Source organism: Lysinibacillus contaminans (assembly GCF_001278945.1).
GTDB lineage: Bacteria > Bacillota > Bacilli > Bacillales_A > Planococcaceae > Lysinibacillus > Lysinibacillus contaminans.
Genome location: NZ_LGRV01000003.1, coordinates 1,495,918 through 1,518,687 on the forward strand (window position 1 = coordinate 1,495,918; position 22,770 = coordinate 1,518,687).

Genomic DNA, 22,770 nt, shown 5'->3' on the forward strand with positions numbered 1-22,770 from the left:
AGCTAACTGTCTGATGAAATTATCTTTTCTAACTTTTGAGGGTCAATCCCAGAATATTCTTCTATATTTTTGATTATTGTTTAAATATAGCCATCGTAGCCTATATTTTTTCCGATAAATAAAGATTTGAAACCAGTCATTATTAGAAAAAGGGCAAGGATACCATAAGATAAACCTACAAATCCTCTTAGATTAACAAACCCACTATAAAATAAATTAATGGCAACCATTATTGATACAATACCAGGTGTTATTATTATCCAAAATGGAAATTCTTTTTTACTTAACCACCTTGTAAGTTCTAAAATAATAACAACCGGAATAAGAGCAATTAATATTGGCCCTATAAGCATCATAAAATCCACCTCTTTCATTTTATTTTCAAATTACCAATTCAACATGTAATCCTAACGTTATTCGGTGAATTCATTCAAAATAAAAGATAACGTTTAACTCGCATTTCTTTTCTGCTATACCTAGACATTGAAAAGGTGTCTCGGATAAATCGAAAGGATTACGGAAACTTTAGGTATAGATGCTATAACAGATTTTTTGAATTAGTGGAAGTAGACGAAGAAAAAGTGTATGCCTACTAATTGGTTAAGATTTTTCTTAAGACCACTCTATTTAACAATCACATCCTTCTAGCTAAAGTACTTCGCAGAGTCTAAATTATGAGAATTCATATATGGAATATTCCTTTCAAATGAATTAACCCTCATGTTCCAAACTTGTCTGTTATACAATAGGCTGTTTCTACCTCTCCCTCCACTAACCTGTTCTACTAAAATACCCCGTTTGCTTAAAAAACAAACTATTAATATAAATTTTAATAAGGCTGTTTTCTAAAAGAGTGTTATTCTTCAAAGAACGCAGCTGTTACTTCATATTGGGAACAATAAATGTATTCTGATATAATGAAAAAATTGTCTGAAAAACTTCTGAATGAAAGGAGGCCTTTTATGAAAAAGAAATTACTATTGATTGGGATAGGGATTCTGCTAGTATTCCTTCTATTACTAGGCACATATAAATTAATGAATTCTAGGACATACCAGGTATTTGGAGGTCTAACTAACCAAGTTGAGACAAACCAAAAGGTAGTCGCTTTAACTTTTGATGATGGTCCAACGGATAATGTAAATCAGATTTTACCACTATTAAAATAGTACAATGCAAAAGCTACCTTTTTTCTTATTGGTGAAGAAATAGAAAAGCATCCAGAGGAAGCAAAAGAAATTGCAAAAGAAGGACATCAAATTGGTAATCACACCTATTCTCACAATCGAATGATTTTCAAAACACTTTCTTACTACAAAGAGGAAATTGAAAAAACAGATCAATTAATTCAAAACGCTGGATATAAAGGTGAAATTGATGTTCGGCCACCAAACGGAAAAAAACTCATTGGATTACCCTATTACCTCAATAAAAATAGTAGAGACACAATAACTTGGAATATTGAACCAGATAGTTATTACTCCACGGTTTCTGACAAAGTGAATTATGTGACGGAGAATATTAAACCAGGTTCGATTATCTTGATGCACCCAATGTATGACGAAAAGGATAATGTACTTCAAACAATTGAAGGGATTTTACAAGCACTTTCAAAAGAGGGATATACATTTATAACTGTTAACGAACTTCAGGATATATAAGTTGTAAGTTCGATTTATTAAAACGAGAACCTTAACTTGAATTTCATTCATTTTTACAGAAAAAAGTGGCTTTGATTTCTGCAGTTGGATTTTAACCACTTCCCCCCGTTCGTAGTATAAGGAAAAAGTGAATAGGCTACACTAGGTTGGTCATCTCGATTTTGAGTTTTAGAAGTCGCTTAATTCAGTATTAATATTGCAATTTTCGCTAATTTTACAGTAGGTATAAAATCCATTAAACTACTATTGATGAAGTATTAAGAAACATTATTCTTACAATAAGAATTCATACTTTAATATTTGTTTGTTAACAAATTAGTTTTATTAGCGATTATATATTTCATTTGAGGAGGAATTATTAATGCACAAAATTCAAGATATTTTAGAAACTAAAGATTTCATTATGAGTAAGACAGATTATCGTCCGACGATTGGTTTGATTTTAGGCTCAGGTTTAGGTCCTCTCGCTGATGAAATTGAAAACCCTGTCAAAATTCCTTATAGTGAGATTCCTCACTTTGCAAAGTCTGAAGCAATTGGTCATGCAAACGAATTAGTAATTGGAGAATTAAAAGGAAAGACAGTAGTAGCGATGAAAGGTCGTTTTCATTATTATGAGGGCTTTTCATTAACTGATGTAACTTTTCCAGTACGTGTAATGAAGGCGTTAGGTGTAGAAAATCTAATCGTTACGAATGCTGCCGGTGCAATTAATACAAGTTTTAGCCCTGGAGATTTAATGTTAATTACTGATCACATTAACTTGGTTGGTACAAATCCATTAATTGGACCAAATAATGATGAATTAGGAACTCGTTTCCCTGATTCCACTCAGGTTTACAATCTTGAATTACGTAATCTTGCTTCTAAAGTAGCTAAAGAACAAAACTTTAGTTTAAAAGAAGGTGTTTACGCTTGGTCGAGTGGACCAGTTTACGAAACGCCAGCTGAAATCCGTATGATGCGTACAATGGGGGCAGATGCTGCAGGTATGTCAACAGTCCCAGAAGCGATTGTTGCTATTCATGGAAACATGAAAGTACTTGGCATTTCCTGCATGACAAATATGGCAAGTGGTATTTTAGATCAGCCATTAACGCATGATGAGGTTATTGAAGTGGCAGCTAAAGTTAGAGAACAATTCGTTGGATTAATTAAGGGTATTTTAGAAGAAATGTAATAGGGTCCAAAAAAGTAAAGGGAATTTTAATTCTCTTTACTTTTTATCATATCTCTTTTTACAAATGTTCCGTTTTCAGAACTAACAAGATAGGTACCTTGTTCTGTGTAAATGTAATACAGACCAAATTGACCTACTATTTCATTTTTGGGAGGGATTAAAAGAGATTCACCTGTTTCTTCTTCAATAATTTTCTGCGCTTCTTTATAGGTGATAGTAGGAATTTCGCTAATAATTAATGCCAACATAATAGCAATACCTATTGGGAATATTACTAACATACTTCGGTGAGTCTTCCCTACTTTTTTATAGTCCATTATCACTAATACTATACCTGCAATTATACATATCGACCAACTATTAAAAATATCATATACTCCCATATAAATAGTTTTCAAATAAAATAACCATATTCCAATAGCAATAAAAGCTAAAGGATATAAAGTTAAAATAGTTTTTTTCAAATAGGATTCTCCCCTCTATGAAAATCTTTCTTCTTCATTAGATGCAATTATTTTTTCATTCATTATATACTATCATTCTACAAACATTACAAAAATTTCAAGTAATACACTAGATGTGCAGGGTAATTATATACTGTTGTTTCTTATTTACTTTTAGCATTTGTTAGCAAAATTCAAACCATAAAGAGCGTATGTTAGTGCACTCGCGATCACCCAAAATCATAGTTGACATGCCCCTGAATAGTGGATCTATTCAGGGGCATTTTAAACAATAATCCTAAGTTATTAACACTCTTATTTGTAATTCTATTAAAGCGCAAAAAACTATATTGGTAATATATTACATTTATTATATTTGCTTTCCAATTGAGGTTGGTATACCCTATAGGTAGGCATTCTTTTACAAAGAACGTCAATATATATTAGGGGTGCATTTATCATGGCTAAAAAAATCAAGAAAAACAAGATCGAAGAAGCAGTACTAGAAAAGAAAGCTAAGAAAAAAGCTGACAAAAAGAAAATCGAGAAAAAGTTAGCTAAGAAAAAAGCTGAAAAGAAAGTTGTTAATAAAAAAGCTAAGAAAAAAAATAGCAAAAAAGCTGCCTAACAGCAAAATAAGACAGCTGGAGAAAAACCGAATCGTTTTTCTCCAGCTGCTTTAACTTGTAAATAGATCCTTCTTTCCATTGTTGGACATTTATTTTACATTAAGCCTGCTTTCTCTAAAAACTCGCGTGCGACATCAGCAATATTTTTGCCTTCTACGTTTACTTGATAATTCATTTCACGCATTTCATCATCCGTAATTTTATCTGCTAGTTTGTTTAACGCTTGTTCTATTTCGGGGTACTTTTCTAGTGTTTCTGCTCTTACTAATGGAGCGCCTTGGTAAGGTGGGAATAACTCTTGATCATCCGCTAATACAGTTAAATCGTATTGTCGTAGTTCACTGTCTGTTGAATAGGCATCTAATAAATCAATATCTCCTGAATTCATGGCTTGATATCTTAGCTTCGGCTCCATTGTAATTATATTTGCAATCGTAATTCCATAGAGCTTTTGAATGCCTAAATAGCCATCTTCACGATCATTAAATTCCAATGTAAACCCTGCTTTTACAGACTCTTGAATGGCCTTAATATCCGAAATATTTTTCAATTGATATGTCTCCGCCATTTCTTTTGAAACAGCTAGTGCATAGGTGTTGTTATACGTCATTGGGCTAAGCATCTCCATGTCGAATTTCTCCATCATCCCTGCCTTCGCCTGCTTGTAAACATCCTCTTGCTTATTATTGATAGCTTCCTCTTTTAAAAACTCGGAAATGGCTGTTCCCGTAAATTCTGGGTAAATATCGATACTCCCCGATTTCAACGCATTAAATACAAAGGAAGTTTTTCCGAGACCTGGTTTTAATTGAACTGTTAAGTCCGTTTCATTTTCAATGAGTAATTTATACATATTAATAAGAATTTCAGGCTCTGATCCCAGTTTCCCGGCAATCACAATTTCTTCTTTTTCATTAACGTTTACTAGTGGTGCGAGAATCATCAGTAATGCCGCAACACTAATTGCAGTTAATGCTGTGACCGATTTTTTAAAGGAAAGTGATTCGAGCTTTTTCAGTAGAAAATCAAACAATAATGCTAAACATGCAGCTGGTATAGCGCCTAAAATAATAAGAGAAGGATTATTACGGTCAATACCAAGTAAAATGATATCCCCTAATCCGCCAGCACCAATTAATGCGGCAAGTGTTGCTGTCCCCACAATCAATACCATAGCTGTCCTAATCCCTGCCATAATAACAGGCATAGCAAGTGGCAGTTCCACTTTCACTAATCTCTTCCACGTATTCATGCCCATAGCCGTAGCCGCTTCTTTAAGCGAAGCATCCACTTCATTTATGCCCGTGAATGTATTTCGTAAAATCGGTAATAGCGCATAGACTACTAAAGCAATGATAGCAGGTACCTTACCAATACCGAACAGTGGAATTAACAAACCCAATAGCGCTAATGAAGGAATCGTTTGTAGTACAGCACTGACGCCAATTATGCTTTCGGCTATTTTCTTCTTATTTGTTAAACAAATACCTAAAGGGATTGCAATAACAACAGCAAAAAATAAAGCAATAAATGAAATCTGAACGTGTTCTAGTAAAGAGGCTAATAGTTGCCCTTTTCGTTCATTGAAAACGTCAAAAAAATTAGTCATTCGAATCCACTCCTTCTATGGATTCTTTAGAAGAAATCGGTTCGTTCGCATGCTGCATATTGAAACCTTGTAACGAGTGCTCGTTCAGTCCAATGAATTCTTTCACAAAATCATTCACTGGATTTTGACTAATTTCTTGAGGCGTACCAATTTGTACAATCTCCCCATCCTTCATTAAACAAATTCGATCAGCTAATTTTAATGCCTCTTGCATATGATGGGAAACAAAAACGATGGTTTTTTGAATCGCCCGTTGAAGTTCAAGAAGGTCATCTTGTAGTTTCGACCGACTAATCGGATCTAAGGCACTAAATGGCTCATCCATTAAAACAATTTCCGGGTCAGCTGCTAATGCACGAATGACACCAACTCTTTGCTGTTCTCCACCAGAGAGCTCTGATGGTTTTCGTTGGCTATATTTATCCGCATCAAGCCCAACCATCTCCAATAACGCACGAACGCGATGCTGAATATCCTCTTGTGGCCACTTTTTCAACTCTGGCACAATCGATATATTCTCTTCAATTGTCATATGCGGAAACAGCGCAATTTGTTGCAGGACATAGCCGATATTCCATCGTAACTCATGGATGTTATAATCACTTATTCTCTTTCCATCAATACGTATAGTGCCTTCCGTCAACTGAATTAAACGATTAATCATTTTTAGTAATGTCGTTTTGCCACATCCACTGGGGCCAATAATAACAAAGAATTCCCCTTTTTTAATTTCAAGATCAATTCCATTCACTGCAATCTGGTCATTATCATACTTTTTAGATACATTCTCAAATAAAATCATCGTAAGAGCTCCCTATAATAATTTTCTTCCAACTGTTCTGGATTTTCGCCTACTATAGATTTAAAGCTTTCTGTTACCTCAATCCCACGCTTCACTTCTTCTGGCATTTTCATCGCTATGTGCCTAATATCATCTATCCTTACATAATGCATCAAGAAACCTCCCAATCATATACTGCCTTTAACATTCCATATTTTTACACTAATCAATCATCACTACTTAAATTCATCGTTGAAAATTGACTTGTGTTGACTCTTTCCTCTTTTAACCTTTTTACTTCCAAATATTATTATATTTCTTATTTCCACGTCTTATTCTCATTTTACGTCTTAAGTACCCGTTCTTGAACATTTTAAACAGATAAGACTGGTCTAATTTCTCGGTACAATTGCGTTTACTCTGAATAAAAATGTTTGCAATTAAAAGCTCTTTACCCCCAACCAAAAATAAAACGATTTTTACTAGCATTTTAAAATTCTTCATTCGAATTCCCTTATCAAATATATAACCGTTATTACAAAGAAGCTTTGTCACAGTAATGTGTACAGTATATGATAGCCAAATTTTACAATTGATTTCATCACACTAATAAGATACTTGCTCAATCAAAGAACGAGCATCATAGCGATGCTCGTTCTTTGTCTTATTTTTATCCTCAAATTAAGAGACATTCAATGATACCTTGGCGTTTTTTTCACTCTATTAAATCAAACCAAATATTAAAACTAATATATGAGTCCACTAACATAACTTCATACTGTAATTCATTTTTAGCTAAGATGCTTGCAACAATGGATAAACCTAGCCCTGTCCCTGAAACCTCTTTGTTCCTCGATTCTTCTACTACATAGAACGCATCCCAAATATACGGGAGATGCTCTTGTTGCAAACGAGTTGTTTTATTACGAATAGTAAACTTGATTTTGTCCTTATCTTCATTGGTTAGCTTAATTTCAAAATAATGCTCTTCTCCGTATTTTATAGCATTGCTTATTAGATTATTCATTACGATTTCAATTTGATTACTATCTTCATTGATTATTGAATTTTGTATTGAATCTATATTTTGCACTATGTGTACATTCTTATTTTTTAATGAAATATTATATTGCGCTATGATTTTTTGCAGAAGATTTTTTAACTCAAATGGCTCTTTTTTCACTTCTAATTCGTGTACTTTAGATAATTTAATTAAATAATCAACCATTTCTGACGTGTAATTTACTTGTTCTAAAATAACATCTGTATAGGTTCCATCATCAAGACCATCTTTTATACCGATTGTATACGCTTGTATTAATGACAACGGCGTTTTTACTTCATGTGAGATGCTTGAAATTAATGTATTTAAACTTTGATTTTTCTTTTCTAATTCTGAATGAACACTTTTCAAACGATCGCTCATTTCATTGATACTATGTGATAACTCTTCAATTTCATCACCTGAGGTTATTTCCACTTGTTTGAAATTTAAATTTGAAATATCTTTCGCTACATTTTTAAGTTTCTCTAAAGGCGTAATAATTTTCTTAGAGAAGAAAGCTACTAGTAATATGCTGATGATAATGCCAAGGAGAATGGAGTATAAATATAATTGGTTCACTATCTTTATAACGTCTGTATTATGAACGACCACTGTTCCTAATAACACTAAATGATGCTCTTGCTCATATAGCACTGTTAAAAGACTCGACTTTAATTTTCCTTGATTAAATAGAAGCCTTACTGTTTTTCCTTCATTTACTTTTTCTAGCGACTCCTCTGTAATCCAAAATTTATTTAAAACAATTTTATCTTTAAACAACGCAAATTGGATTTTTTCATTAATTTCATCGATACTACCGCCATTTTCAATCGTAACGATTGTAACGTTATTAGCATTTTCAACCTGGTATTCTACTTCACTTAGTTGTTGAATCGTTAAATCATCGATTTCTTCATAGACAGCGTTAACTTTGTTTTTCATTTTATAGAGATAATAATCGGAGGAAAAGAAATTATTAAATAAAAACGAAACGCCGAAAACGATGAGCATAATTATACTCACCATTATTAATAATTTTTTACTAATTTTATTCGTCTTTATCATTAAAGCTATACCCCATTCCTCTATGGGTTATGATATGGTCAGCCCCAATCTTGTCGCGCAGCCTATTAATATGCGTATCGACTGTTCGTTCCTCTCCGAAATAGTCTAAACCCCAAACCATTGATAACAAAGAATTTCTAGATAATACTATCCCTTTGTTTTCGTATAAAAGCTTCAATAGGTCATATTCTTTTTTTGAGAGTACTAACTCTTCCCCATCTTTATATACTTTTTTGCTTTGTAAATTGATTTTCAAATTTCTTATTTCAACCAACTTTTCTGTTCCGAGCATTTTTTTTACTCTTAATATCAATATACGTGGATCAAACGGCTTACGAATATATTCATCTGCACCAATATCAAGAGCAACAAATTCATCATCATTCGACGTCTTTGCAGTTAACATAACCACTTTTGTTAAGCTCACTTTCTTTATTTCACGGCAAACGTCAATACCACTTAACTTAGGCATCATCCAATCCAAAACTGCAAGATCTATTTTTTTCGAATAAAAGATTTCAAGTGCTTCTTCCCCTTCAGAAGCAACACTTACATTAAACCCTTCTTTCTCAAAATAGGTTTTTAAGATAGTAGTCATATGTTTTTCATCATCAGCAATTAGTATGTTCACTTTATATAAACTCCTTATCTGTTATACAATTAACTATTTACACATTGACCTCTCCTGAAAATAATGGAAAAAAGGTGAATTCCTTAAAAGAAGACTTCACCTTTTTTCTAGCATTTATACGCTAACCTGCAGCATACGTATTTATTAATTTACTAATCCATTTTTCAGTGCATCCCATAATGGATTCTCCACTTCGATTTCTTCTCGATTTGGTAGCTCTCCTTTTTCAAGTGCTTCCCAATATTTCCACTTTGGAGGTTGATCGCCCAACTGATAATCCATACCTTCCCATGTATCCTCACGGAATGCGTAGAAAGCCCAATGCCAACCATATTCATCAAAAATTGAAATGAGATCTGACAAATATTGATCAGCACCTTTTACCATTCGGTTAATGCCAAATTCTTCAGCAATGATTCGATTAGCTGGAATATTATTATCTTTTGCCCATTTATCAACAGGTTGCAAAAAGTCTTTTAAAGCTTCTTTATTAAACATTTTTTCAGTTTTCTGCTCGCCCACTTTCACCTTACCAGGATACTCATACTCGAATCCTTTACGACGATTTTGACTTGTCATTTCATATGGCTCATACATATGGAATGCGTACAGAACGTTATCATCCTGGATTGGCTTCAAATACTCAAATGCCCATGGGGTTGCATACAATCCTGAATTAACAATAATTGGTGTATCCTTATCAACCTGACGGATCGCTTCTACAACCGTTTCATACAATTTATTTAAATCTGCTGCTGTATTTTCCACTTGGCTATACCACTCGTTGTAATCTTGCGTCCAAAAATCATTAAATCCTGACGCTGTTTCTGGGTGTGGTTCATTCACTAGATTATATCCAACCACAGCTGGATGATTCTTCAATCTAGACGCGAGGTCTTTCCAAAACTGCGCAGATTGTTCGTGATAACTATAATCCTGCCAAATTCGATCATCGTTTTGACGGTTATTAAATTGTCTCCAACGATTTCCGGGTAGACTTAAAACCGTTAACACTACTTTTGAACCTCGTTCATAAGCTTCATCTAAGTCTGCTTTTAATTCCGCAAAATCTTCTTCTACAAGACCTTCATATTGATCTGCATTACCAATTAGGAAATCCTTTTTTGGATTTGAATCCGGCTGATCATTGAATAAAAAATCTTTGTCCTTTGCCCATTTATCTGGAGCTAAGCGGATAAATTCGATATTTTCTTCATTTGCTGCAGTATAATTTTCTGGAATGGATTTTGAATTCATGAAATTTGTACCTTTTTTCTGTTCATCCCAAAATGACATCTTACTTGAAGCTTCTTCCTTACTTGCTATTAGGTCTCCTTCTATATTTATTGTTTTGTCTTCTTCCTTCTTACTTGTACATCCTACTACGAATAGAAGAATGACAATTAACATTAATGAAAGAATGCTTCTAAACGAACGATTTTGATTGTTACTCATTTCCTCACCTCATAGCGCATTGTAAAATACGAATGTTACAAGTATGTCACAAAAAAAGATCTTAACTTTTCGTATATAGAAAATCGGTAAATGTGGCTTTGAAAAAAAGTGGGTTTCATTTATTAATTGGTGATTATTTTAGTAGTCGAATCTTTAATAAGCACCCATTCGTACCAAGGGGTGCTACGTGTTAAATATGCGTGGATTGATTACGAGCTTACTTATTACTACCATTGTGCTTGAATTTTATAACCTCACCACTCTTATTAGTATTTTATTTTATGTATGCGCAGTTCTACAATAGTGAAACTAAAAAACGTATACGAAAATAGTTAAAAGCTATCACTACACAAAATAGACTTAGCTCTACTGAAATTAGTAGAACTAAGTCTATTTTGGAGGGCACTGAAAAAGTAGTTCTCTCAATAAAACTCTAATAAAAATCAATCATTAGGATTTAGCGCTCTGGCGTTCGCTTTCCGCGGGCGAGCGACGAGCCTCCTCCTGCGCTTCGCTTCGTGCGGGGTCTCGTCTGTCTCGCTTTCCCGCAGGAGTCTCACGCCGCCGCGCTAAATCCTTAATAAAAATGTAATGCTCCTGCAAATAATTACTATAAAAAATTACAACTCTAGAGTTTTTCAGTGCCCTCCTATTTTGCGAGCCTGTTTTTTAAAGAAAGGCTATTCTTGATTTTACTAGCAGTTACGCTAAATACGCTTCTCTTATTTCATCATTTTCAATGAGATCAGTACCTTTTCCACTTAGTACAATCTCACCGTTTTGAATAACATAACCCCTGTGTGCAATACTTAATGCTTGATACGCATTTTGTTCTACTAATAGAATCGTTATTCCTTCTTGATTTAACTGTCTAATAATATCAAAAATTTGCTCCACAATGATTGGCGCTAATCCCATTGACGGTTCATCCAGCATTAATAGATCCGGCTTCATCATTAGTGCACGTCCAATGGCTAGCATTTGTTGTTCCCCGCCGCTCATTGTGCCTCCCTTTTGATCAATCCGTTTCTTAAGTATTGGAAAAAGTCCAAACACCATTTCCATACGTTCTTCAATGACACTCTTTTTGCTCACCGAAAACGCGCCCATCAATAAATTTTCTTTTACAGTCAACGTTGCAAAAATCTTCCTTCCCTCTGGTACATGTGCCATCCCTATCAATGTCGTTTGATGCGCTGGCTTGTTTGTGATTTCCTGTTCCTTGTAAAAAATGGAGCCAGTTTTGACTTTTTCCAACCCACTTATCGATTTTAAAGTCGTGGATTTCCCCGCTCCGTTACTCCCTATTAAAGTAACAATCTCGCCTTTTTTCACATCCATACTAATACCTCTTAATGCTTGTATACCGCCATAATAGGTTTCGATATTATTTATTTGCAGTATTGTCATTTACGTTTCACTCCCTTAAACCGGTTGAGTAGTAGTTGGTGCATGAACGGCACTAGAACCTAAATAGGCTTCAATTACTTTAGGATTTGTTCGTATCTCTTCTGGATTTCCTTCTGCAATTTTTTCTCCATGATCTAGTACAATAATATGCTCCGATATTTCCATTACTAATTTCATATCATGTTCAATTAACAGTACCGAAACATCAAACTCTTCGCCCATTCTCTTAATGATTTCAGTGAGTTCTTTCGTTTCTTTTGGATTCATCCCAGCTGCTGGCTCATCCAATAAAATTAGTTTAGGTTTTGTCGCAAGGGCACGAGCAATTTCAAGCTTTCTTTGCGCACCATAGCTTAAGTTATTTGCTTTTTCATTTAACAGATGTGCCAAATCGAAATGCTTTAGCAAGCGGTAAGCTTCCTCTTCTGCTTCTAATTCTTCTTTTTTTGTACCTGGAAAATTCAAGAAAATACCAAGCAAGTTTGTTTTCAATTGTGTATGCATACCCACAAGCACATTTTCAATGACTGACATCTCTCCGAATAATCTTATATTTTGAAACGTTCTCGAAATCCCTCTTTTGGATACTTCATCAGCCTTAATCCCGACTACTGATTTCCCTTCTAGCTTAATGTCGCCTGAAGTTGGCTGGTAGACGCCTGTAATCATATTAAAGAATGTTGTTTTCCCAGCGCCATTTGGTCCGATTACTGCTGTTATAGAGCCTTTCTCGACATTCATTGAGACATCCTGATTGGCTATTAGGCCACCGAATGTTTTTGTTAAATTTGTCACCTCTAAAATCGACATTTGCATCCCTCCTACAAGTAGATCCTTTCTAGTCAGTACTTATCTGGCTCTTTTTCTTTATAGCGTCTTTTAGTTTCTTTTCATCAAAGACTTTATTCTTTGCAGGAATTAACCCTTTTGGTCGATACAATGCAAATGATACAAGAATAGCGCCAAAAATAAATTTCTGCATTTTCGCAGGAGAAAGTGCTTCAGGAATGGAGATTACCCCATTAAAGTTAAGCTGATTAATCCAGTTCGTTAATTCAGTTAATACTTGCAAATTCAAAATTGTTACGACTGCTGCACCAAGAATAACGCCAGGTACACTGCCCATACCTCCAAGTACAACCATAACTAAAATTGTAAAGGACTCCATTAAAGTGAAACTTGTTGGATCGATGAATGCTTGTTTTGCTGCAAATACAACACCCATCATGCCGGAAAAAGATGCACCCAGTGCGAAGGCCATTAATTTCGTTTTCACAATCGGTATGCCCATTGCTTGCGCAGCAATTTCATTTTCTCGAACAGCCTTCCAGGAGCGACCTAACTTGGATTGCTCTAATCGAATAACGGCAAAAAGGGTAAATAATAAGATTACAAGTGTGACAAAGTAAAACTGATTTGGAAAAATAAGTTCCATTCCGAAAATTTTAGGGGGGGTAACAGATGCTATCCCCATTGCACCACCAGTAATGTTTACTGGTCGATCTGCATTGTTGAATAGAATTCGAATTATTTCACCAAATCCTAACGTAACAATCGCTAAATAATCACCCTTCACTCGAAGTACTGGGATCCCGATGAGAACTCCTGCAATCGCAGCTACGAAACCACCAATAATTAAAAACATCCAAAAACTTTCTCCACCTAGAGGAAATGTTCCAAAGGGCATAAAATTTGATGCTTGTGGAGTCGCAAAAATACTATATGAATAGGCACCTACTGCAAAGAATGCAACGAAACCTAAATCAAGTAACCCCGCCATACCAACAACGATATTCAGACCTAATGCCATAGACACATAAATACCAACCATTGTCGCAACGTCCATATAGGATTGGAAAGCTGGCCCTCCACTCGAAGCAAATGGAATAAGAATAAATAATAACCCAGCCGCCACTACCCATTTCGTTATTTTCTTCAACTTCAAATAATGAAGGATTAATAAAGAAGAAAGTAATAATAAAAAGGCAATCACTGATTTTTGGGAAAAATATAATGCTGCAGATGTTACGAAAACAAACAACGTGAATAATAGAACTTGTGCCCATTTATTTTGTGAAAATAATGACCATTTTTCTTTCATTACCATCACCTACACTTTCTCAGCCACAGGTCTACCTAATAAACCTTCTGGCTTGAAAATAAGTACTAATATTAAGATTGCAAATGCAAAAACATCTTTATATTCAGCGCCAAGTATACCAGCAGTTATGAGCGATAAATTAGCAGCAGCAAACATTTCCAACACCCCTAATAGAATGCCTCCAAACATAGCACCACGAATATTCCCGATACCGCCTAAAACAGCTGCGATGAATGCCTTCATGCCTAAAATAAAGCCAATAAATGGATCAATCGTTCCATATTGAACAGCAAATAATACACCTGTCGCTCCACCTAAAGCTGAACCAATAAAGAATGTAAGAGAAATCATTTTATTTACATTAATCGACATTAGTGATGCTGTATCGCGATCTAGTGCTACCGCTCGCATCGCAATTCCATATTTCGTTTTATTTATAAAGTAATCAAGCGAAACCATCAAAATAATCGCAATCACAAGGACAATAATAAAGGAAGATTTAAAGCTAGCATCATTGAAATTACTTGAAACCGATGATAGTTTCAGCGTGATTTGTTCTGTGAATAAAGATGGACCTGTCACAATATAGTTCCCTGATGATAATTCCGCGATAAAACGAACCACATCTTGTAAAATGAAGGAAATACCTATTGCCGTAATAAGTGGGATAAGCCGCGGTGCCTTTCGAAGTGGACGATATGCAACCCGCTCAATTCCCATTCCCATTAATCCAGTCAAACTAGCTGTCACTACTAAAACTACAATTAAAACAAGTATTTGAGGAATCGCCGTTATCCAACTCATACCCATTAGAAAAATAAAGAGCGCTGTGCCAATAAATGCACCTGTCATAAAAATTTCACCATGCGCAAAATTGATTAATTGCAAAATGCCGTAAACCATTGTATAACCAAGGGCTACAACTGCATAAACAGCCCCTAATGTCAGTCCATCAATCAGCACTTGAGGTAATGTTTGTATCATTTCTAGAAACATAATAACCCTCCTTCACGTTCATTTGTTAGAAAGAAACACCTCGTTTAAAAGTAAGAGAGATACTATAGAAAAAGTGTTGAGAAAAAATAAAATCTCAACACCTTGACTAAATTTACGTATTATGGAGTAACTTCGCCCTCTAGCACACCTGGATAAACCGCTTCATCAAATTTATATAAATAAATTTTTGCGTTTACGTTATCACCTTTTTCGTCAAATGTAACGTTTGTCAGTGCACCTTGGTAGTCCTTCGTCGCTCTAATCGCTTCTGCTACTTTTTCTCTTGAAGGGACCTTACCACCGTTGTCATTAATAGCTGTTTCAATTGCTTGAAGGATTACGCCCATCGTGTCATAGCCGTATACTGAAAATGCTTCTGCGTCTTTATTAAACGCCGTTTTATAAGCCTCTACGAATTTTTTACCAGCTTCAGTTGCAGTACTTTCACCTGCTACAGAAGTAATAAATGTATTTTTCACTGCATCTCCCGCAATATCAACTAAACCTGAAGAGTCCATCCCATCAGCCCCCATGAACGGTACATCTATACCTTTTTCACGTGCTTGTTTTATGATGATCCCAGCTTCAGAGTAAATTCCGCCGAAGTAAACTAAGTCTGGTTTTTTTGATAATACTTGGTTTACTACACCGTTGAAATCTTTCTCACCAACTGTAATTCCTTCGAATCCAACAATTTCAGCTCCTAATTTCTCAGCAGCTCCTTTGAATGCTTCAGCAACACCTGTACCGAATGCCGTTTTATCTTGAATTATAAAAATTTTCTTAGCACCTAATGTTTCAACCCCATATTTTGCTGCTGCAGGACCTTGTCCATCATCTCTCTCAACAATACGGTTAACCGTCTTTAATCCACGTTCTGTTACATCAACAGCTGTCGCTCCTGGTGTTATCATCGCAAGTTTGTATTTGTCATACACTTCTGATGACGGAATGGCTACACCAGAGTTATAATGTCCGACTACAGCAAAAATGGACTCATCTGCTCCGATTATATTCGCATTTGAAACGCCTTTTTTCGGATCTGATTGGTCATCATACGGTTCAAGCTGAAGTGTATAGCCAAGCTCTTTAAATTTTTCCGATTCTTCTTCTAATTTCAGTTGGGCACCCAATCGAATTGACTCACCTATAATTGCCGAACCACCTGATAAAGGTAATTGAGCCGCAATTTTGATCACAGAAGTGCCATCATCGGGCACATCTTTCTTAGAATCAGATGAGCCCGATGAGTCAGATGAACATGCCGCCAATATTCCTATACTTAATACGCTTGCTGAAAGTAAGGCAAAAGATTTTTTTAGTTTCATAGTATACCCCCTATTTTTTTCTCGCTCTAGTTTAGTAACTAGATTCAAATAAGTATAATTTTAAAACTTGAAAAAAACAGCAACCCTGTTAGATGTTCTAACACACTTTCGTTTATAGTTTGGAAATAATGATTTTTTGTCGAATCATACCGGAATTAGCGATATTTTTTTTTACACAATGATGTATTTTATTGTTTTATCAGTCATAAAATATTAGATAAGAAGAAATAATAGTATTATCGAATTTACTAGAAAGTTGGTGATTAGATCATGACATGGAGTGATATTTCTTATAAGGACAAAAAAGTAATTTCAATTGGAACTGTGAGAGAATTAACAGGACTATCCGAAAGACAAATTCGCTATTATGAAGCTCGCAAACTACTATTCCCAGAAAGATCTAAAACAGGAATAAGGAAATACTCTTTTCAGGATATCGAACTATTAATCGACATCGCCAATCAACTGGAAGAAGGAATTTGGACAAATGAAATAAAAAAAGAACTACAACTTCGAGAACAAGCCCCCAAAAAAGCTATCCTTTCATAAGTAATCAGCAAATAATGCCCACCTAATCATTCAGGTGGGCATTATTTTAAAAATTATTTGGAATAAGGCAGTCTGTTGGAATTGTCTTCAACTATGGTAAGAACTAATCAAGCGCTGGTTCAGCCATACCAAAAACGCTGGAACTTACCCTTGGACCACACATGGAATTAGTGAATAACCAACGGACATGGCGAGAACTGATGGATGTGGTGGATAAGCGATAAAAAAACGCTCCACAGCACACTTCACTGCAGAACGTTTCGAATATCCTACATATTGACTTAATTTAAATAGCATGGCCTCAAGTCATTTTTCGGAAATTATTTATATGTCTAATAGCAATAAATTTTTTTCAATAAGCAACAGCATTATTTGTCATAGCTATTGAAAAACATTCACAGCTGAGCACATATATTAATTAGTTGTTTCAGTTTCTGCTTCTGCTTCCACTTTAGTTTCAGTTTCTGCTTCTGCTTCTGTTTCTACTTCCGCCTCTACTTCAGCTTCTTCCGGTGTTGTTGCGACGTCTAGACACCACAGAAACTCTTCCCAAGCCATATTCCAACCTTTGAAATATTCCTCGGAATCATCCCATTTAACCAAAAATCTTATTGCATCATCGATTTTAACGATAGATAACGTTAAACCTGCTCCAGCTCTATCACTCACAAGAACAATACTGCCTTGTTCATCGAATTTAGCGTCAAGATCATCTTTCGCCGTAAACTCACGGCTTTGTGCTATCTCGACTAGTGTATTATTTAGAATTCTATACTTACTCTTTTTCATTTTTCCCCCGACTTCCATTGATAATTATTTACCTATCTATTTTACAATGTTTTTTTATAAAAATCGCTATTTTTTTCTTAAGATAAGCTGATTTTTAAACAATTTTATCTTTCTCCAAATAGAAATAAGTATAACCAAATCTATTAAGAAAAAATTGTGAACACCATATTTTTTTGTTTATAGGCACTTTTAAATTTCCAGACTGATTTCTTAGACTTAAAAAGAGCTGGTCTCTTTTTATCATGCGTAGCTCTCACAAAATAATAAAACAAATATTAGAAAAAGACCATTCAAATCACTCTTATTTTCAACTATGATTTCTATTTATATATTGTACCATCTTATTGTATTACCTTCCAATTTCTTAAATATTCGGATTTATAAGCTCATTTAACGGAGATTAAATCAATTTTGATATAACAGCTAGCAAAGAAATACCTTCAGAAAATAATGACCGCACATTTTTTCAATTGAATCCATAATTCCAGTCCTCGTAATGCCTTTAATGGAAATAATAAGTATCATTTGTTTCATCACATTAATTCAAGTTCTTCTATATTGACAATCAATTTTTCGCGCAATATATAAAGCACGCTTACTCCAATTAGGAACGTTATGAAATCACCAATAAAAATAGACCAAATGATACCATGGAATCCCGCGATACTACTCATGATAAATAGGATGGGTATCATAACAAGGCCTTGTGTAAGTGACATAATCATCGCTGCCTTTCCTTGCCCTGTCGCCTGGAAAATCCCAATGATTAGGAATGTAAATCCTGTGACGAATAAAGATAGGAAGATCACTTTAATAACATAGCTACCGACTTCTATTAACTGAGCATCCGTTGTGAAAATCCCAATTAAATGGTTGCCTGTTAAAAATACAATGAGGGCAAAAATAGAGGCCATAATGGCTACCGTTATACTCGTGAATGTAATGGCTGATTTCATGCGTTTTTTGTTGGCCGTGAAGTTGTATGCAATGAGTGGTACAACACCTTCACAAAGTCCCATAATGATTAACTCTGGAAATTGTAAAATGCGTTGTGAAATGCCATAGGAAGCAACTGCAGCATCACCGTAACCAGCTGCAAAATTATTGAAAACCAAAGCTGTTAATCCCATTAAAGCACTCATCATTGCAATTGGAATACCGATTTTCAACACTTCAAATACGACCGATTTTTCGATTTTGAAATATTTCATTGAAAAGGTTAAATACTCACTTTTGCAGATGATATGCCAGCTGTAATATAAGACTGCGCCGATGTTAGCAATGAGTGTCGCTACTGCAACCCCTGGAACACCCCAGTGAAATACGAAAATGAATATAGGGTCTAAAATTAAGTTAATTCCAACACTTATAAACATTCCAACCATCGATACCATAGCTGAGCCTTCAGCACGCACAATTTGCTCCAATGAAAAGTTTAAAATAATAAATGGCGCACCAATAAACATTACTAAAATGTATTGCTTCGTATAGGCAAAAGCAGCTGCACTAGCCCCAAGTCCTGCTGTAATGCCATTAGCAGCTACTATCCCTACTATAATGGCGATGATTCCTAAACCGATTGATGCATAAAATGCAAAAGATGAAACTTCTTTTATTTGTTCGAGCTTCTTTTCTCCGAGTAAGCGAGAAATAAATGTACCACCACCTACACCGATTAAGTTACCGAGCGCCATCAAAACGGCAAAGACGGGTAATGTTAGCGTGATTGCTGTTATCATAACAGAATCGTGGAGTAAGCCGATAAAGTAAGCATTTAGTAATGTATAAATGACACTGATAGACATCCCAAGCATCATTGGTAATGAAAAATGAGCCACCGCCTTTGCAATCGGCGCTTTCTCAAAATAATATGTGTTTTCCATATAAAAATCTCCTATTCGATAATTCGTTAGATATCTAACTATATAGCTGAAAGAACTGAATGAATCAGTCTTTTTAATCATCCAAGTTTTTTATGATGCGGTTCAGTAAAGATGTAAGTAGCTCGTTATCTTCTGTAGAAAAATCCTTTGTCATTTCTGCCTCAAGCTCTTCAAAAAACACTTGAAAGTCCTTAACGATCTCAATGCCCTTCTGCAGTGGACGAATAATCTTGCGACGTTCGTCAGTTAGATCTGTCTTTCGTTCAACTAATCCCTTCTTCTCAAGATTCGTAACGATACTTGAAATGGACGAGCCTTTTCGTTGGAAGGCCTTCTCCATATGCTTTTGCGTAATTCCCTCATCCATATGCGCGACTAAGAAATCTAAAGCATGGGCTTGCTCCAATGTAATGTCGTAGGTTTCGAGTTTTCTGTCTCCTCGCTGCTTCATCTGATGACCAATCATTCGAATTTGAAATTGATAATTTGTTTTTTGCATTCAATCACCTTTTTCAATTAGATTCTCAACACTATTAGTTAGATTTCTAACTAATAGTATAACGATAACTTCCCAAGGTCAATTATTTTAGTTAGATATCTAATGATTTTACGAAAGTACCTATTCCATTGAGGTACTAATTGAATATTCCGAACAAAAAACAACAATAAAAGGCCTCATCCGGTACATTACCGAAGACAGACCTTAATCACTGCCAAAAGAAATAATTCAGATTGGCGAATAATAAAAAAATAAGCACACCTTTTCAGTTGAAAGGAGCGCTTATTTTTTAGAAATAGACTTTTTTAGTAGCCTCAGAATAACGAGTTGTTTTTTCTTCACCTGTATTATTTATAGTCCAATTCGATATATCTATTCTATTTAACAGTAATTAGTATAATCCATCTGCATCTTCTTTCGTGTTAATGAAGATGTTTTTCGTTTGTGTGTATGCATCTAAAATTGATTTGTAAGTTTCTCGGCCAATACCTGATTTTTTATAACCGCCAAATGGAGCACCCGCAGAGAAGTTTGTATATTGGTTCACCCACATGCGGCCCGTTTCAATACTACGTGCTACACGTAGAGCCGTATTTAAGTTGCTAGTCCAGACACCGCCACCAAGACCAAATTCAGAATCATTCGCCATGGCGATTACTTCTTCCTCAGTTTCAAACTTGATGACTGTTGCAACTGGTCCAAAGATTTCTTCTTGTGCAATGCGCATATCATTTGTACCTGCTAAAATCGTTGGTGCCATGAATACACCGTTCTCAAGACCATTTTCTTGTAATTGGTAACCGCCTGTTACAAGTGTTGCCCCTTCTTCTTGCCCGATTTTCACGTATTCTAAAATCTTATCTAATTGGCGTTGGTTAATTTGTGCACCCATTTGTGTGCCTTCTTCCCATGGTAAGCCAACTTTAACGCTTTCGAATTTCTCTTTTAATGCTATTAAAAATTCATCGTAAATACCAGCTTGTACGAAAATACGAGAACCTGCAGAACATACTTGCCCTTGGTTGAATAAAATACCGTTTGTTGCTCCTTCAACCGCGCGTTCCCAGTTTGCATCATTAAAGAAGATGTTTGCTGATTTACCACCAAGCTCTAATGTAGCAGGGATTAAGCGATCAGCTGCAGCTTTGGCAACTAAGTAACCAACATCTGTTGAGCCAGTGAATGCTAATTTTGCAAAGCCTTCGTGGTGTAGCATATAGTCTCCAGAGTGTGAGCCACGTCCAGTTATAACGTTTACAACACCAGCTGGTAAAACTTGATCTAAAATTTTCGCAAGTTCTAAAAGGCTAAGTGAAGTTGTTGATGATGGAGAGATTACAACTGTGTTACCTGCCGCGATAGCTGGTGCAATTTTCCACGCTGCCATAAGTAGCGGGAAGTTCCAAGGAATAATTTGACCAACAACGCCAATTGGTTCTTTCAATGTTAATGTTAAGTTATTTTCGTCTAATTGTTGAGCAGTGCCTTCTTCAGATCGAATAACACCTGCGAAGTAACGGAAGTGGTCTGCACTCAGTGGCACGTCCGCACTCATCGTTTCACGTAAAGGTTTCCCATTATCTAATGTTTCAACCATTGCTAAATGCTCACGGTTTTCATCGATTAAGTCTGCAATTTGAAGAAGTAATTTACTACGTTCTTCAATACTCACATGCTTCCACGTTTTAAATGCATTTTGCGCAGCTTCAACAGCTGCATCTACGTCTGCATGACTCGCATCGATGAAATCGGCTAATTTTTCTCCATTACTTGGGTTGTAAGCGGCAATTGTTTTTCCCTCAGAACCTTCAGTCCACTTCCCATTTATATATAATTTGTACTGTGAATCTATTATATTTGTTCTATCTATACTCATAAAACTAACACCTCTGAAAATTATTCTAGTATAGTTAAATCCAACTAGTTAACGCTAGTATATAGCCGATAAAATTGAATTTCAAAAAATACGCTTGTGAAAAACCGAACATACTAGAATAGTATTTATCGAGAATCTAATGATGTACCGATTGAAATATTGTCATAAACATTCCTCTCACTTTGCCACAAGGATTCTTCGCACTCCCTTCCTTGCGTCTTCTACCAATAGATAATTATTCAAAATCAGTTTTGGATGTAGAGCAAAAAAACAATTGCTTATATTTTTATATCATATTAGCATTCGAAGTGTAGTCAATCTTAATACAAAGGGGCATGAGAAGGTATGAATATAAAAGTCGAAACACTTCCAAAATATCGCATCGCATATATGCGACAAGTTGGTCCGTATGGTCCTGCTAACAAGCATGTAATGGGAAAGTTGAAAAATTGGGCTTTGGAGAAAAATCTATTTACGGAATCGGGAATAATACTCGGAATTCCCCAGGATCACCCAGAAACAACACTTCCTGAAAACTGCCGATACGATGCGTGTATTGTCATTTCAAATGATTATCCATTGGATGACTCCATTTGTGAAAGTGAACTCTCTGGTGGAGAATATGTTATTTGTAAAGTCAAACATACAGCGGAGGATATTCAAAAAGCGTGGCCTGAAATTTTTTCAACTTTACAAAAGAAGGGATATCAAATTGACAACAAACCGATTTTTGAAAGATATACTGTCGAAATGATTAACAACCATTATTGCGAAATATGTGTACCAGTAAAACCGTTATAGACAGGGAAAACCAACTTATGTATACAAAACCAAGATACA

The 22,770-nt window shown here is 35.3% G+C and carries 21 protein-coding genes and 1 pseudogene; 5 read left to right on the top strand and 17 right to left on the bottom strand.

Translation table 11 applies throughout. The features are described from left to right. Nucleotides 1–80: 80 nt before the first annotated feature. Complete coding sequence (locus AEA09_RS09490) at nt 81–356, bottom strand: hypothetical protein (RefSeq protein WP_156312122.1); 276 nt, start codon at nt 354–356, stop codon at nt 81–83. Between the two features lie 606 nt (nt 357–962). Between AEA09_RS09490 and AEA09_RS09495 the strand changes: the two are divergent. Beyond that, a pseudogene (locus tag AEA09_RS09495) lies at nt 963–1,661 on the top strand (polysaccharide deacetylase family protein). 361 nt (nt 1,662–2,022) lie between these two features. Next, nucleotides 2,023–2,841 carry a purine-nucleoside phosphorylase gene (locus AEA09_RS09500; protein WP_053583600.1) on the top strand — a complete coding sequence of 273 codons (819 nt, stop codon included), beginning with the start codon at nt 2,023–2,025 and terminating at the stop codon, nt 2,839–2,841. A 26-nt stretch (nt 2,842–2,867) separates the two neighbouring features. Here AEA09_RS09500 and AEA09_RS09505 read toward each other — a convergent pair whose 3' ends face one another. Further along, nucleotides 2,868–3,305: a hypothetical protein gene (locus tag AEA09_RS09505; protein ID WP_053583601.1), complete on the bottom strand. Its 438-nt coding sequence runs from the start codon at nt 3,303–3,305 to the stop codon at nt 2,868–2,870. A gap of 439 nt (nt 3,306–3,744) precedes the next feature. Here AEA09_RS09505 and AEA09_RS19935 point away from each other — a divergent pair, with 439 nt between their 5' ends. After that, entirely contained in the window at nt 3,745–3,912 is a 168-nt protein-coding gene (locus AEA09_RS19935; RefSeq protein WP_156312124.1) for a histone protein, read from the top strand. A gap of 95 nt (nt 3,913–4,007) precedes the next feature. Here AEA09_RS19935 and opuFB read toward each other — a convergent pair whose 3' ends face one another. From opuFB to AEA09_RS09560, 11 genes are all read right to left on the bottom strand, one after another. Continuing rightward, complete coding sequence (opuFB, locus tag AEA09_RS09510; RefSeq protein WP_053583602.1) at nt 4,008–5,522, bottom strand: osmoprotectant update ABC transporter permease/substrate-binding subunit OpuFB; 1,515 nt, start codon at nt 5,520–5,522, stop codon at nt 4,008–4,010. After that, entirely contained in the window at nt 5,515–6,324 is an 810-nt protein-coding gene (locus tag AEA09_RS09515) for an ABC transporter ATP-binding protein (RefSeq protein ID WP_053583603.1), read from the bottom strand. Before AEA09_RS09515 ends, opuFB begins: the two co-directional genes overlap by 8 nt. Beyond that, nucleotides 6,321–6,476: a hypothetical protein gene (locus tag AEA09_RS19940; RefSeq protein WP_156312126.1), complete on the bottom strand. Its 156-nt coding sequence runs from the start codon at nt 6,474–6,476 to the stop codon at nt 6,321–6,323. The genes AEA09_RS09515 and AEA09_RS19940 overlap by 4 nt, the downstream gene beginning before the upstream one ends. A 542-nt stretch (nt 6,477–7,018) precedes the next feature. Further along, entirely contained in the window at nt 7,019–8,413 is a 1,395-nt protein-coding gene (locus tag AEA09_RS09525; RefSeq protein WP_053583605.1) for a sensor histidine kinase, read from the bottom strand. Further along, nucleotides 8,397–9,044 (bottom strand): response regulator transcription factor, encoded by a 648-nt coding sequence (locus tag AEA09_RS09530; RefSeq protein WP_053583606.1) that lies wholly within the window; start codon nt 9,042–9,044, stop codon nt 8,397–8,399. The genes AEA09_RS09525 and AEA09_RS09530 overlap by 17 nt, the downstream gene beginning before the upstream one ends. A 144-nt stretch (nt 9,045–9,188) precedes the next feature. After that, complete coding sequence (locus AEA09_RS09535) at nt 9,189–10,340, bottom strand: glycoside hydrolase family 5 protein (protein WP_245622865.1); 1,152 nt, start codon at nt 10,338–10,340, stop codon at nt 9,189–9,191. Nucleotides 10,341–11,201: 861 nt separating this feature from the next. Next, nucleotides 11,202–11,909, bottom strand: coding sequence for an ABC transporter ATP-binding protein (locus AEA09_RS09540; RefSeq protein ID WP_053583608.1), 708 nt, complete (start codon nt 11,907–11,909; stop codon nt 11,202–11,204). A gap of 15 nt (nt 11,910–11,924) precedes the next feature. After that, nucleotides 11,925–12,719 (bottom strand): ABC transporter ATP-binding protein, encoded by a 795-nt coding sequence (locus AEA09_RS09545; RefSeq protein ID WP_053583609.1) that lies wholly within the window; start codon nt 12,717–12,719, stop codon nt 11,925–11,927. Between the two features lie 28 nt (nt 12,720–12,747). Continuing rightward, entirely contained in the window at nt 12,748–14,010 is a 1,263-nt protein-coding gene (locus AEA09_RS09550) for a branched-chain amino acid ABC transporter permease (RefSeq protein ID WP_053584675.1), read from the bottom strand. 9 nt (nt 14,011–14,019) lie between these two features. After that, nucleotides 14,020–15,006 (bottom strand): branched-chain amino acid ABC transporter permease, encoded by a 987-nt coding sequence (locus AEA09_RS09555; protein WP_053583610.1) that lies wholly within the window; start codon nt 15,004–15,006, stop codon nt 14,020–14,022. Nucleotides 15,007–15,125: 119 nt separating this feature from the next. Beyond that, complete coding sequence (locus AEA09_RS09560) at nt 15,126–16,334, bottom strand: branched-chain amino acid ABC transporter substrate-binding protein (RefSeq protein ID WP_053583611.1); 1,209 nt, start codon at nt 16,332–16,334, stop codon at nt 15,126–15,128. A gap of 270 nt (nt 16,335–16,604) precedes the next feature. Between AEA09_RS09560 and AEA09_RS09565 the strand changes: the two genes are divergently transcribed. Beyond that, nucleotides 16,605–16,883, top strand: a complete 279-nt coding sequence (locus AEA09_RS09565; RefSeq protein WP_053583612.1) for a MerR family transcriptional regulator — start codon at nt 16,605–16,607, stop codon at nt 16,881–16,883. Nucleotides 16,884–17,297: 414 nt separating this feature from the next. Here the strand turns inward: AEA09_RS09565 and AEA09_RS09570 are convergent, their stop codons facing one another. The 4 genes from AEA09_RS09570 to AEA09_RS09585 all read right to left on the bottom strand — a co-directional run bounded on the left by AEA09_RS09570 (nt 17,298) and on the right by AEA09_RS09585 (nt 21,930). Continuing rightward, nucleotides 17,298–17,672, bottom strand: coding sequence for a homoserine dehydrogenase (locus AEA09_RS09570; RefSeq protein WP_082332681.1), 375 nt, complete (start codon nt 17,670–17,672; stop codon nt 17,298–17,300). Nucleotides 17,673–18,205: 533 nt separating this feature from the next. Beyond that, nucleotides 18,206–19,555 (bottom strand): MATE family efflux transporter, encoded by a 1,350-nt coding sequence (locus AEA09_RS09575; RefSeq protein WP_053583614.1) that lies wholly within the window; start codon nt 19,553–19,555, stop codon nt 18,206–18,208. 73 nt (nt 19,556–19,628) lie between these two features. Next, nucleotides 19,629–20,054 carry a MarR family winged helix-turn-helix transcriptional regulator gene (locus tag AEA09_RS09580; RefSeq protein ID WP_053583615.1) on the bottom strand — a complete coding sequence of 142 codons (426 nt, stop codon included), beginning with the start codon at nt 20,052–20,054 and terminating at the stop codon, nt 19,629–19,631. 391 nt (nt 20,055–20,445) lie between these two features. Beyond that, complete coding sequence (locus AEA09_RS09585; protein ID WP_053583616.1) at nt 20,446–21,930, bottom strand: aldehyde dehydrogenase family protein; 1,485 nt, start codon at nt 21,928–21,930, stop codon at nt 20,446–20,448. A gap of 345 nt (nt 21,931–22,275) precedes the next feature. Between AEA09_RS09585 and AEA09_RS09590 the strand changes: the two genes are divergently transcribed. Beyond that, nucleotides 22,276–22,731 (top strand): AraC family transcriptional regulator, encoded by a 456-nt coding sequence (locus AEA09_RS09590; protein ID WP_053583617.1) that lies wholly within the window; start codon nt 22,276–22,278, stop codon nt 22,729–22,731. Nucleotides 22,732–22,770 lie beyond the last annotated feature (39 nt).